Annotated in this window: 8 protein-coding genes; 3 read left to right on the top strand and 5 right to left on the bottom strand. The window is 44.2% G+C overall.

What is annotated here, in order from left to right; translation table 11 throughout:
• The first annotated feature begins 130 nt into the window (after window positions 1–130).
• A complete protein-coding gene (arfA, locus tag MHH60_RS14495; RefSeq protein WP_076100772.1) occupies window positions 131–1,636 on the top strand; it encodes an arabinosylfuranosidase ArfA in 1,506 nt (501 codons plus the stop codon).
• Window positions 1,637–1,709: 73 nt separating this feature from the next.
• Here the strand turns inward: arfA and MHH60_RS14490 are convergent, their stop codons facing one another.
• Entirely contained in the window at window positions 1,710–4,091 is a 2,382-nt protein-coding gene (locus tag MHH60_RS14490) for an alpha-L-arabinofuranosidase C-terminal domain-containing protein (protein WP_076133474.1), read from the bottom strand.
• Window positions 4,092–4,260: 169 nt separating this feature from the next.
• Window positions 4,261–6,927, bottom strand: coding sequence for a family 78 glycoside hydrolase catalytic domain (locus MHH60_RS14485; RefSeq protein WP_076133476.1), 2,667 nt, complete (start codon window positions 6,925–6,927; stop codon window positions 4,261–4,263).
• A gap of 136 nt (window positions 6,928–7,063) precedes the next feature.
• On the opposite strand from MHH60_RS14485, the gene MHH60_RS14480 reads away from it, so the two are divergent.
• Window positions 7,064–7,933 (top strand): AraC family transcriptional regulator, encoded by an 870-nt coding sequence (locus tag MHH60_RS14480; protein WP_076133478.1) that lies wholly within the window; start codon window positions 7,064–7,066, stop codon window positions 7,931–7,933.
• A 47-nt stretch (window positions 7,934–7,980) separates the two neighbouring features.
• Here MHH60_RS14480 and MHH60_RS14475 read toward each other — a convergent pair whose 3' ends face one another.
• Both MHH60_RS14475 and MHH60_RS14470 read right to left on the bottom strand, forming a co-directional pair.
• Complete coding sequence (locus MHH60_RS14475; protein ID WP_076133480.1) at window positions 7,981–8,886, bottom strand: hypothetical protein; 906 nt, start codon at window positions 8,884–8,886, stop codon at window positions 7,981–7,983.
• Between the two features lie 167 nt (window positions 8,887–9,053).
• Complete coding sequence (locus MHH60_RS14470; RefSeq protein WP_036689725.1) at window positions 9,054–9,878, bottom strand: AraC family transcriptional regulator; 825 nt, start codon at window positions 9,876–9,878, stop codon at window positions 9,054–9,056.
• Between the two features lie 120 nt (window positions 9,879–9,998).
• On the opposite strand from MHH60_RS14470, the gene MHH60_RS14465 reads away from it, so the two are divergent.
• Window positions 9,999–13,109 carry a glycoside hydrolase family 2 TIM barrel-domain containing protein gene (locus tag MHH60_RS14465; RefSeq protein WP_076133482.1) on the top strand — a complete coding sequence of 1,037 codons (3,111 nt, stop codon included), beginning with the start codon at window positions 9,999–10,001 and terminating at the stop codon, window positions 13,107–13,109.
• A gap of 66 nt (window positions 13,110–13,175) precedes the next feature.
• Here the strand turns inward: MHH60_RS14465 and MHH60_RS14460 are convergent, their stop codons facing one another.
• Complete coding sequence (locus tag MHH60_RS14460; RefSeq protein ID WP_076100780.1) at window positions 13,176–14,006, bottom strand: AraC family transcriptional regulator; 831 nt, start codon at window positions 14,004–14,006, stop codon at window positions 13,176–13,178.
• Between the last annotated feature and the right edge of the window lie 27 nt (window positions 14,007–14,033).

The raw sequence follows: 14,033 nt of genomic DNA, 5'->3' as shown, positions 1-14,033 counted from the left end.
TTGAATTAGTATTTTAACGAATCCTAAATTAATTCATTGCTTATTATAAGCGAAAATCAGTATCATGTAATCATAAAACAATTACTTAATTAGTTAAATCATTAATTCAACTAGAGGGAGCTGTACACTCATGCCGATTAAATCGACAATGATTATTGACAAAGATTTCAGACTAGCTGAAGTAGACCCGCGAATCTACGGCTCATTTATCGAACATTTAGGAAGAGCAGTTTACGGTGGGATTTATGACCCGGGTCACCCTACTGCGGATCAGAATGGTTTTCGGAACGATGCCATCGAAGCGATTCGTGCCTTAAACGTTCCTATCATCCGTTATCCTGGAGGAAACTTTGTATCCGGTTACAATTGGGAAGATGGGGTTGGACCCAAGCATGAACGCAAGCAATCTCTTGAACTAGCTTGGTGGACCACTGAAACAAATCAAGTCGGTACCAACGAATTTGCAGATTGGGCTAAGCTCGTAGGCAGCGAAGTCATGATGGCAGTTAACCTTGGAACACGCGGTATCGATGCAGCTAGAAATCTAGTAGAGTACTGCAATCATCCTTCCGGCTCCTACTACAGTGACCTGCGGATCTCTCATGGGTATAAAGAGCCTCACGCTTTTAAGACCTGGTGTCTCGGAAATGAAATGGATGGTCCGTGGCAGATTGGAGCTAAAACCGCGGTCGAATATGGCCGCTTAGCGAACGAAACTGCAAAAGCTATGCGCTGGGTCGATCCAACGCTTGAGCTTGTGGCTTGTGGCAGCTCCGGCAGCGGCATGGACACTTTTGCCGAGTGGGAAGCTACCGTGCTTGATCTTTCTTATGATAATGTAGATTATTTATCACTGCATACGTACTACAATAACAACAATGACGACACGCCTAACTTCCTAGCCCGCTCCATGGATTTGGATCATTTCATCAGCAGTGTGGCTGCCACCTGTGATTATGTTCAAGCGAAGAAAAAGAGCAAAAAGAAAATTAATCTGTCACTGGATGAATGGAATGTATGGAAATCACAAGGCAGCAGCCGTGCCGAACAACACTGGCAGATCGCACCGCCAGAATTCGAAGATGTCTACACACTTGAAGATGCACTCGTTGTGGGCTGCTGTCTTATTTCATTGTTGAAGCATGCTGATCGTGTGAAAATGGCCTGCTTAGCGCAGCTGATCAATGTTATCGCCCCAATTATGACTGAAAATGGCGGACCGCTTTGGCTGCAGACTACTTATTATCCGTACCTGCATGCTTCCCTTTATGGTCGTGGAACCGTACTTCACCCGCTGATTTCCAGCCCTAAATACGATTCCAAAGATTTCACTGATGTGCCTTACTTGGAAGCCATTAGTGTATACAACGAGGAGCTGAATGAAGTAACCGTCTTCGCTGTAAACCGCCATTTATCCGAAGGACTAGAGCTCGACGTGGATCTGCGCAGCTTCAGTTCCGTAAACATTATTGAGCATATTGTACTGGAACATGAAGATATTAAAGCTGTAAATACCAAATCCAATCCTCATAACGTGATGCCTAGTCAAGGCAAAGCCGTTGTTGAGGGTGGACATGTAAAAGCCCTTCTCGCAAAAGCTTCCTGGAATGTGATTCGTCTGCGGGTGAACGGCTAAGTTAACTTGTAATTAGTCATAGAAATGCCCCCATGAATTTTTAATAAGCTATAGATTCATGGGGGCGTCTTCGTTATTTTATTCTGAAAATTGTCACGGATTGCTTCGGAAACTCATAACTAAAGCTGCTTCCTTCTGTCTTAAAGCTGGTTTGTTTCGGAGAGACCTGCTGCTTATTCTCAAAGTTATTTTCGTCCTCAAGCTGGTATCCCGACATTTCATAGACTTCGATGGTCAGTGCTTCTTTTGCCAAAGATTCCAGTGCAACCTCAGCAGAAACACTATTCTCTTGTACGTTTACTGTCTTGAGGATAATATCCCCCGTTAATTCTTCCACACTTGCCGTGTAATACAACGGTTCGATGACCGGAAGTTTATCTTCTGTCTCATTCACCAGTTCTCCGTTAATAAAAGTACGGATTTGTCTGCCCACCACTTCTAACTTAAGATCGTATTCTACATCTGTTTCAACCGTAAACATAGTATGCGTCAGAACAGAATTTCTTCCGTTGATAATTGAGGCCACAATCGAATCCTGATTCTGCCAGCCACCCAGCTCCCAGTACAAATGATTCTGATCATCCGCTTTACCAAAATAGAAGATAAACCCTTTATTTCCTGCGGTTCGTGTAGCCTTAAAATGCAAAGTATAGTTTTCCCACTCTGTCTCACCAAGCTCTAGTATCCGTTTAGCCGTTCTATTCTGAGCAGGGTCAGGCAGATTTGAGACTTCCTCTGATAAGTCAGAGTACGTCTTCACTTCTCCCGTAAGATTGTTGACTAATGTGATCTCGGAGAAACGAGCAGCGGAGGCATCCACACCGAAACTGACGGCTCCAGTGATCGCTTCCTTTCTGCTTTCCTTCGGTGCCGTGAAGCCATCTGCTTCCATCTTCAGCAAATGATCTCCCTGATGGTTCATGAATAGCTTTTGCACATAATAGTTTGCCGTGCCGTACACTTCATGATTATTGAACCAGATCAGGTCCGGCTTCCAGTTGATATAATCCACATTACAGAGCATTGGAGCATAACAAGCTAAGCCAACGGCATGGGCATTATTTTGCAGACCTGTCATAAATGCTGCTTCCACCAATGCATTGTAATAGGTATTGCCCCATGAAGCATATTCACCGAGGAATACCTTTGGCTCATCCGCTTTGAAGTCATCATAACGATGATGATTAGCCAGGAACCATTCAGGTGTACAGTAATAATGCTCGTCTACGAGGTCCGAATTGTTCTCTTTTGCCGACGTCCAGCCTCGTTCATATTCCTGACCGGCAGAGAACGGGCCGCTAGAATTAATGACCTTGATTTCCGGATATTTTGCTTTAATGGCTTGATGAAAGTAAGGATATCTCTCGAAAAAGGGTGCGCCTACCTCTTCATTCCCAATGCCGACATACTCCAGCCCAAAAGGCTCGGGGTGACCCAGTTCTGCACGAATGCCTCCCCACTTCGTGGAAGAATCCCCCTTGGCGAATTCAATTAAATCCAAAGCATCCTCAATCCAAGGCGTTAATTCATCCAGCGGTACCATCCGTTTATGATGCGGGTCATAGCCGCCCGGAAGAACGGGGATCGGCTTAGCTCCAATATCCTCACAGAACTGAAAATATTCATAATAACCTAACCCAAGTGTCTGATTATACGACCAGTTATTGCGTCTTGCCGGTCTCTGTGCAACATCCCCAATCGTATTCTTCCATCTGTACATGGAGTCTCTGTCATCTGGATCCAAGGAACCGTCATGCACCAGACATCCTCCTGGGAACCGCATAAATTTAGGTTTTAAATCAGCGAGCAGCAGCGAAATATCTTCACGCATGCCTCCGGGTCTATTCTTAAAGGTCTTCTCAGGAAATAGGGAAACCATATCCAGATATACCTTCCCGCTACCTTTGGTAACGATTACAAGACGACTGCTTGTGTCTGTGCTATTAGCTGTGATAACGGCTTCATATCGGGTCCATTCAGAGCTGCTTACGGCTATTTTCGCTTCACCAAGAATGGTGCCGTCTGTGCTTTCGATGTTTACGGTAAGCGGCACATCAAAGCTTGTCTCCCGGCGGGCATACACCGAGAAGTTATAATTCTCGCCTTCTTTTACCGGAATACCACTGTTAAAGCCTAGATTCATCAGGCCAACGCCGTCACCTTCAGCCACAATATCGATGGCAACATAATGTTGGTTACGATCATTTAAGGGCTTGCTGTCTTCTACAGAGATCTTTACCTTTCCAGCTCCACGTTCTACAGGCTCCCAAGCCATTAGCGCATGATAATCTGCCCGGTCAATCGGGTCGAACTCAAAAGATCGGTTCTGAACTAGTTCAGCGTAAAGCCCACCATCGGCCGCATGATTTAAATCCTCGAAGAAGATACCGAATAGATCGCCTAACTCCGCCCCACGCTGCTGCGTATGTATCGTCAATTTTCCTTCTGTCTTCATTCTTTTGGCTTCCTCCTTGTGAATTCCAATTTGATTTATATTTATATTACTTAGTTCATATCAATATAAATCATTATAATAACTCCTCTCTACATTCGTCAATTCGAAAACGAAAAACTGACACCGAATACCTCTCGATGTCAGTTCACACTAGGAAGCCCCCTAAAGGTTATAAAGAATACGTAAATTGATAGCTGCCCGAACCTAATTCGAGTCTAACTCCGTTATCGACCAAGCTGATACTGTGCACGCCTCTGGACTGCTCTACAGGAACTCCATTCTCTAATAACCCTAGTTGATTGGCTCCAGGCAGAACGACAATACCGTTGGTATTGGCAGGAATCGTAACGCGAATCATCATTCCATTATCCTCTGATCGCCGCCACGCTGACTCCACTTTTCCGTACATGGTTTCAAGACTAGCTTCTGCGTAATCCAGACCGGGGCCTGGCTGTGGCTTGATATGAACGATTTTGAAGCCAGGCTCCAACTCATCTGTTCCAATTCCTGCAACGTAACGATACAGCCATTCACCTATTGCGCCATAGGCGTAATGATTGAAAGAATTCATATCTGCACTCCAGAAGCTGCCGTCCTCCTTGATCCCATCCCAATGCTCCCAAATCGTCGTCGCACCTTTCGTCACCTGATACAGCCAGGATGGATAATCCTTTTGAAAAAGAAGCTTATACGCGAGTTCGTTATTTCCACTCTCGCTGAGCACAGGATTCAGATAAGGTGTGCCCACGAATCCAGTAGTCAGGTGATCCTTAGCTTCAGCAAGCAGCTCAGTGAGCTTCTGAATTGCACGTTCTTTGGCGACCCCTTCTACAAGATCGAAACGTAAGGCTAATATCTGTGCAGTCTGTGTAGAGACAGATAACCTTCCCGCAGGTGTTATGAACTCATCACTGAATGCTTTTATAATTTTGACGTGCAGCTCACTATAGTAGTCCACATCCTCCGATTTTTCTAAGGCTATTGCCGCTTTCAAAGTCAGAGAAACAGAATAGGCATAAAAAGCGGTGGCGACATAATCCCGATCTGTAGCTCCCACATAGCTGTCTGGCTTGGAATCAAGTGCTAGCCAATCGCCGAAATGAAAGCCAGTATTCCATATATAAGGATTGCTTCCCTGTGCGTAGATATAAGAAATCCAATGCTTCATGCTCTCGTATTGCTCTGCAAGCAGCCTTTTGTCGCCGTACATTTCATAGATTGTCCATGGACAGATCGTAGCTGCATCTCCCCAGGCCGCAGAAGAATGGTTAGTATCTCCGTCCCCAGGAGGAGCTGCTCTCAGCTCTGGAATAAAAAACGGAATGCCACCCTCAGGGGTTTGGTCTGCCTTCAAATCCCGCAGCCATTTCGTAAAGAATGGTACCGTATTCATCAAATAAGAGGCTGTGCGGACAAACATCTGAGCATCCCCCGTCCAGCCGAGCCGCTCATCACGCTGTGGACAATCAGTGGGCACATCGAGGAAATTCCCTTTTTGCCCCCACAGGATATTGTGATGCAGTTGATTCACAAGTGGATCTGAGCACTGAAAATCACCCGTACGTTCCATATTGGAGTGCATCACAATTCCTGTGAAATCCTCTAGTTGAAGATCTGCTGAGAACCCACTAAGCTTCACATACCGAAAACCTTGGAAAGTGAAGTGTGGTTCATACGTCTCTTGCTCTCCACCTTTCAGAGTATAGCGGATGCACTGTTTCGCTTTACGCATATTCTCCGTGTAGAAATTTCCGTCCCAGTCTAATATTTCAGCATGCTGAAGTTCTACCGCCTGACCAGATTGACCTTTTACATTAAATTTTAACCACCCTACCATGTTCTGGCCCATGTCCAGCACTCTATCTCCCTGCGGGGTAGTCAGCAGTGCAATCGGCTTCAAGGTTTCAACTTGTGTCACTGGCACATTTTCCTGGGCAACGATGATCGCTTTGGAATAGTTAATAATCTCCACTGGATGCCAACCTTCTGATGAAGGATCGGTGATATCCAGCTCCAGCCGAGCATCATAGGTTTCACCATTATAAATTTCAGACATCATAATTGCGCTTTTTGCAGCCTGCCAATTCTGATTTGAGCTAATAAGCTCATTTGAACCGTCTGCGTACCGGATATGAAGCTCCAGCAGAAGTGAAGTCTTTGATCCATATATCTCCTTTTGATTATCCCAGCCTAAATACCCTCTGTACCAACCATTGCCCAACAGTGCGCCTAACGCATTCGCACCTTCATGCAGAAGCTTTGTGACATCATAAGTTTGATATTGCAGCCGTTTACTGTAACTGGTCCAGCCTGGAGTAAAATAATGATCTCCCACCCGACTTCCGTTCAGCTGCAGTTCATACAAGCCCAAAGCAGTAACGTAAATCCTTGCACTTTCCACTGGACCTTTTACATCCACGAATGTACGAAGCTGTGGGCAAATCTCAGAATCTTGTGAAAAAGAGGCTGTAGGAGCGCTGATCCACTCCGCCTGCCAATTCCCCGCATCTAATAGTCCGGTTTCAAAAAATGCAATCTCAGACCAACCCGAGTCTGTTGCATTCTGATTCCATGCCCGAACCCGATAATAATAACGCGTGCGAGCTGCCAGCAGCAGACCTTCAAGCTCAACATGGATCGATTGAGAAGACTTTACTTCCTCTGTATCCCATAGCTTGCCTTGAAAAAGCATATTCTCAGCCACTTGAATTTGATAAGCAGACTGCATGCAGTCCCTGTCATCTGAAACTAACTGCCAACTGATTCTGGGTCTGATCACATCAATTCCTAGCGGATTTTCTTTGTACTCACAACGAAGCTTAGTGATTGCGAACATATAGATAAAACCTCCTTCTATAGCGACAAATTAGTCTTTGCCCTATAATTATAGCTGCGTCACCGCTTTCATCACCCGGTAATAAGGACATCATATCCCTGCAATTATGCCATAACTTTGGAAAGGGGAATTCAATATGCAACGAACCACCGAGTTGTTCAAAAATGAAGTCTTTTTTCAAAACGATCTGCATCTGCTGGTTAACCGCTATTCAGAGAACTTCCATGCCCCTTTTCATGCACATGAATTTATTGAGTATTGCTATGTAGCTGAAGGAAGAGGTTTTCATCACCTTGAAAATGAGATCCTTCCCGTTAGAAAAGGAATGTTGTTCGTGATTCCTGTAGGTGCTCCCCATGTGTTCCGTCCAGCATCTTCTGATACTTTAGGGAATCGCCTGATCGTCTATAATTGCCTTTTTGATATGCAAATGGTGGAGCAATTAAATATCGTCCTTCAAGAGCCATCTATCCGGGAGCACCTAGCCACTCTTGGGAGTAGCAGCTCATCTTACTTTTCCGTCTCAGATCGAGATGGCTCGATTGAGCGCTTTATGCTGAATTTATATCATGAAATGTCGGTATCCGGTATGGGCTCCAAAACAATGCTTTACACCCTGCTGAGTCAATTAATCATAGCAGTGTACAGGCAAAAATACGGAGAAGATGACAAATCTACAATGGATATGGCAGACTTCACGCAAGTCATTCAATACTTAGAGCATAATCTGTCGGAGAAGATTACACTTGCCGAATTAGCCCGTATTTCACAGTGGAGCAGCAGGCATCTTCAGCGTATGTTCCACAAGCATACTGGCCAGTCCTTTGGGACCTACTTGAAGAATCTGCGAATGCATAAAAGCTGTGAATTGCTGCGTACTTCTGGACATAAAATTAATACGATTGCCGAGCTAGTTGGTTACCGTGACATCGACTCCTTTAACGCTGTATTCAAAAAAATAGTCGGCCAGACACCCATCGCGTACCGCAAGCTCTACAGATCATAAAAAAGCCGATGTCGTATGAACATCCATACAACATCGGCCCTATTAATTTATTGATTAGTGATCTGTTTAAGTAAAAACTCAACAAAATCAGTTGATTTAGTCTTACTGTCATCTTGCCCTAACGTTCCGATGATCATCTGGTTTGAATGGATAGGGAGTTCTGTAGCAAAATCCGTATCTGTGATATCTATGCCAGTAATCAGCTCTTGGCCACTCTCCGGGTTAGTCATACGTTTCAAACGGTTATCGTCCAGAGGAAGTCCTGCGGATTTAATAAACGACTCCAGATTTTGCAGTCCCGACTGCTGGCCAATCCATTCAAAAGTAGCATCATCCATTATCAGGATATCCGGATGATCGGCTGCCAGCATCGCCATAGCCCGCTGCATATAGCTCATATCCAAGGCTCCACCGTCCGTCCCACCTGTTGAGGGTAGATAAACGATTTCTGCCTCCACTCTCTTCCAAGCCGGGTAACGATTGATAATTTCTTGTTTTAGCTCTTCATTCTTACCTGACGAGTCCTGAGATTCATAGTTGCCTAAGAACATGATTCGAACATCTACCGGTGGAAGCGTAGCTTCATATTTTCTTTCCTGCCATTGATCATAGAGCGCTTTCCCCCCAAAGATAACTACCAGCAGCACGATAATAGAAATAATAGTGTGCGTTTTGTAGAGTCGAAAGAAATTCTCCGATTTACGTGCTACACCGGACATGGCTCCCCACTTCTCCAGCCGCTTGTCCTCTGCTTCCTGAATCTCCTTCTGATCCAAGCCATCTAGGATGGTTTTGTAAGCGCGGAATTCCTCTTCATAAGCTGCGACCTCATCTTCAGTCGAATTCGATCGACGGCGTTTCAAATGAATATCTAACCTTTTGTTCAATTCCTCCCGGGTAACGTCTTCAGGCAAGTTCAAACGCTCATAGGCTTGCTTTAGCTTCTCATTCAAAATGATGTCTCCTTCCTGATGCTTTTCGTCATTTCAGATCGTTAATTTGGTTCTATGTATTGAATTCTTGTGGCAGTAAAAGTATGGGCTAAGCCGCAAAAAAAACATCGCAGGAACTCAAGTAAACTATATCATGTTGTGCTAGACGGTAACAAGTAAGCGTTTATCTAATCCAAACCATGTAGCTGCTTAAATTGCTCAGGACTCATCCCTGTCAATCTTTTAAACACCAAACAAAAGTAACTAGCATTATCAAAGCCCACTAGCTGGGCAATTTCATACATTTTTTTATCGCGTCCATTAAACATAAGCTGTTTACTCAAATTGATACGTTGCTTATTGATATAGGTTACAGGTCGATCATGAATTGTTTTTTGAAAAAGTCTGCATAAATACTGTGGCGATACCGAAATAATCTCCGCCAGCTCCTTTAAAGGAAGCGTCCTATGCAGATTGCTCTCTATATAACGCAGCACCGGTTTAATTCGCTCCAATTCATGTGCCTCATTCAGCGGCGATACTAGCTTTCTTTTTAAATCCAGAAGCAATGCGTAAAGATGTTTAGAACGTGCTAAATTAGTCTCCAGCTCATTGCTATCTGGCAGCATAAGGATTTGCTTTAGAGGATTGAGCCATTGATCTTCTTTTAATCTAGCAGGACCAGACTCGCGGATGCCCGCATAGAGCAGCATTTGACCAACCTCTCTGCCATTGAACGAGACCCATGATACCTTCCACTCCTTCCCACTGATAGGGGCATACGAATGAGGAATATCCGGGAACAAAAAGAACACATCCCCTGGACCCACGAGATATCGGCTCTCATGAATGATAAGCTCGCCCTTACCTTCGTGAATCTGATGTATTTGATAGTCTGGAAAGCCTGCAGGACGTATAGTTTCTGGCTGATGCTCCCAAAATCCAAGGGTTGTAGCATAAAGCGGCAGCATGCTTACATCTTCTGTTTGGCAAAAAATAATTTTGCTCTCCATAAAAAGTCCTCGTTTCATATTTTGTTATCAGGGACTAAAATTCTTTTATTTATCCTAACATTACTTCAACTTATAATATGAATATAATAACATTACAATGATTATAAAGGAGATCAACTCATGCGAGCAAAGTTTGTCTACCAGCCACCTGCTAACGGTTATCCGGAATGGAATAACAACCCAGAGACTTTTGAATTGAATCGATTGGATGCACATGCCTCCATGATCCCTTACCGTAGTTTATCCCAAGCGCTAACTAACGATAAAGAAACCTCACCTTTCCACCAAACCCTCAATGGGCTTTGGAAATTCGCTTTTTCCGAAACACCGGATCAACGAATTGTGGATTTCTATAAAACCGATTTCGATTGCAGTACTTGGGATACCATTCCTGTACCGTCCCACTGGCAGTTCCAAGGTTACGACTATCCACAATATACAAATCTCCGATATCCTTGGGCGGAATCCGAGCCAGAGCTTAAAGCCCCCTTTGCCCCAACAAAATATAATCCAGTAGGCTCTTATCTGCGAACCTTTACTGTACCTGAGTCTTGGAACGGTCAACCGGTGTACCTAAGCTTTCAGGGTGTTGAATCCGCTTTCTACGTCTGGGTAAACGGTGAACTTGTCGGGTACTGTGAAGATACATTTACTCCATCAGAGTTCGATATCACCCCATATTTAGTTGCAGGGGACAACAAACTAGCTGTCGAGGTTTATCGTTGGTGTGATGCCAGCTGGCTAGAGGATCAGGATTTCTGGCGCCTTAGTGGTATTTTTCGGGAAGTCTATCTTTATTCAGCTCCTTCCGTTCATATTGCTGATTATTTCGTCCACACCGATCTGGATGAAAACTTCGTACATGCGGATTTAAATGTAGATATCAAGGTGGAAAATTACTTTAACGAGCAAAGCCCATATACACTGCAAATGCAGCTTTACAATAAAGAGGGCCAGCCTGTTTGGGAGACTCCTATCTCCACTACGGGTTCCTTTGAGCAAGAAGGCGTTCAACAGCTCAAGCTTTCTGCCCCGGTTGAGCAGCCTTTTAAATGGAGTGCTGAAACCCCTTATCTTTATACCTTAGTCCTGTCTATAAATGACAGCAAAGGAAATACACAAGAAACGGTCAGCTGTAAGGTTGGATTCCGCAAGTTTGAGATTAAAGACGGACTTATGAAGATCAATGGCAAAAGAATCGTGCTCAAAGGTGTCAATCGCCACGAATTCTCTTGCGATACTGGTCGTGCTTTAGGCAAAGAAGATATGCTGCGCGACATCCAATTAATGAAAACGCATAATATTAATGCCGTTCGAACCTCCCATTACCCGAATCAGTCTGTCTGGTACGAGTTATGTGATGAATACGGATTATATGTAATTGACGAAACCAATCTGGAAACGCACGGCACCTGGGCATACAGCCAAGAAGGATTGAATGACGGGAATGTCCCTGGAAGCAAACCGGAATGGCGGGCCAATGTCATTGACCGCTGCAACTCCATGATGCAAAGGGACAAAAATCACCCTTCTGTCATCATTTGGTCTCTCGGCAATGAATCTTTCGGAGGCGACAATTTTATCGCTATGCACGACTACCTGAGAGAAATCGATCCTTCGCGGCCGGTTCATTATGAGGGAATCTTTCACTGTAGAGAATCGGAAGCAGCAAGTGATATAGAATCTACTATGTACATTAAACCGCAGGATGTTGAAAAATATGCGCTTAATAATCCGAAGAAGCCTTATATCCTCTGCGAATACAGTCATGCCATGGGCAATTCATGCGGTGGGCTGCACTTATACTGTGACTTGTTCGACAAATATGACATTGTTCAAGGTGCATTCATTTGGGATTGGGTAGATCAAGCCATTCGGACCCACACCTCCGAGGGAATTGAATATCTCGCTTATGGCGGTGACTTTGGTGAATCGCCTCATGACGGCAACTTTAGTGGCAACGGATTGCTTTTTGCTGATCGTACGGTTACTCCTAAGCTCTTTGAGGTCAAAAAATGTTATCAGAATATTAAAGTAACGGCTGAAAATATCCTAGAAGGACTCTTCCAGATTCGCAATTCCTTCTTATTTACCAACTTAAAGGAATACGATCTCAAATGGGAAGTCCGTTTAGACGGAATAACTGCACAAGAAGGTTTGCTGAAGATCTCATGTGCACCAGGTGAGAGCATTTCATGCAAAGTTCCTTACGAGCTGGATTCACTGCGTGGCAATCATGAAGCAGTTCTGAATCTTTCCTTTATTCAGCCTTCAGCAACTATATGGGCAGAAGCCAATCACGAAATCGCTTGGGAACAGTTCATTCTGTCACCCCGTTTCGTAACCAATACCTCAAAGACAACTGCAGAAACACTGCGTGTCAGCGAGCTTGAGAATATTTTGAACGTACAAGGTGATAATTTCGAACTGAGCTTTAGTACCACTACGGGGGCTCTGAACTCTTACCGTTCCGCAGGCAAAGAACGTCTGCTAGAACCTGTAAGAACTAACTTCTGGAGAGCAGTTACAGATAATGATTGTGGTAATAAATTGCCAGAGCGGTGTGCAGTATGGAAGCATTCATCGCATAAACAACACTTAATCAGCTTTACATTTAGAACCGAAGGCTCTCTCTGTTTTGTCTCTGCCAGCTACCTTCTGGCTACAAGTCCGGATTCCACGCTTCGGGTCCAGTATGTGATTCACGCTGACGGGACTTTAGAGATCACGCAAGAACTGAGTCCCGGCAGCAGCGTTCTACCAGAAATCCCTGAGTTCGGAATGATGTTCGTTCTAGATGGAAGTCTTGATACCCTTTCTTGGTACGGCCGCGGACCTCATGAGAATTATTGGGATCGACAAACCGGAGCCCCACTTGGACGTTACACAGGAAAGGTCAGTGATCAATTCACGCCTTATCTCAAACCTCAAGAGTGCGGCAACAAGACTGATGTCAGATTCGCTTCAATTACAGAGGGCAACGATGGATCAGGGTTCTATTTTGAAAGTGCAACGCCTATCGAAATTAATGCCCTGCCTTGGAAGCCTGAGGAACTGGAAGCCCATGACCACGTCTATAAATTGCCAGTCTCGAACAAAAGCGTACTAAGAGTTAACTACAAGCAAATGGGTGTTGGCGGGGACGACAGCTGGGGCGCACCAACCCACGAAGAGTTCACTCTGCCGGCTAATCGCCCGTACTTCTTCCGTTTCACTGTCTCACTGCTCTAATCTCTTCCACTTATAAAAAAGGCCGTCTCTGGTTGGTTTCTACCACACAGGACGGTCTTCTTTTATTTATTTCACTGCTACTGTTCCTTGTCTGAATTCCGAAGGGCTTAAACCCACATTTTTTTTGAACTGTTTGGAGAAATAATAGAGATCGCTAAAACCAAGATCATGGGCAATCTCACCGACAGAACTTTGCGTCCCCCTCAATAGCTCCTTGGCCTTAGTTATCTTTTTTCTGGTGATATACTGTATGGGTGGAACTCCGATTTGCTGTTTAAATAGCCGGATAAAATAGTTGGGATGCATGTACGCAATCTCGGCAAGCTCGTGTATGGTGATATTTCGCTCGATATGGGCGTCTATATACGTTAATATTTTCGTTAATTTTTCGATCGAGCTTAGATTCTTAAAAGTGATTTCGTCTACATCTATGTTCATAATAAAATAAGAAAATAACTCCATTAACTTACTTTTGGCTAATAAATGAGCATATACCGCATCAGATTTCATATGACTCGTTAAGCTGCTGAAAATCTCTTGGATTACATGAGGATCTACTTCTCTGCATACATGACTTAACTCTAACATTTTGAATAGATTAATGTCGCCGACTTTTGCGCTGAAATGGCACCAATACTTCTCAAAGGGTTGATCACTTATGCAAGAATAAGATTGCTTAACTCCCTCAGGCATCAAAAAAAGCTGACCAGGCTTCGGATAATATTCTCGATCCCCAATCTTTAACCAACCCTCCCCATCGCAAATAAAATAAAATTTACTATAGTCAGGTGTATAGTCGAGATCTCTCCAGTCACGGCCACAAAGATTGTAATCAGCCATAAATAAATCAACCTTTAAATTGGATAAATAATTAGTAAGCAAAACATGGTTATCCATCTCTTACTCCGCCTTATCAGGTTAGTT

This window comes from Paenibacillus sp. FSL H7-0716 (assembly GCF_038002705.1).
GTDB classification, from domain to species: domain Bacteria; phylum Bacillota; class Bacilli; order Paenibacillales; family Paenibacillaceae; genus Paenibacillus_AQ; species Paenibacillus_AQ odorifer.
The sequence above is the reverse complement of the archived record's forward strand: the minus strand, read 5'-3'. Positions and strand labels throughout refer to the sequence as shown.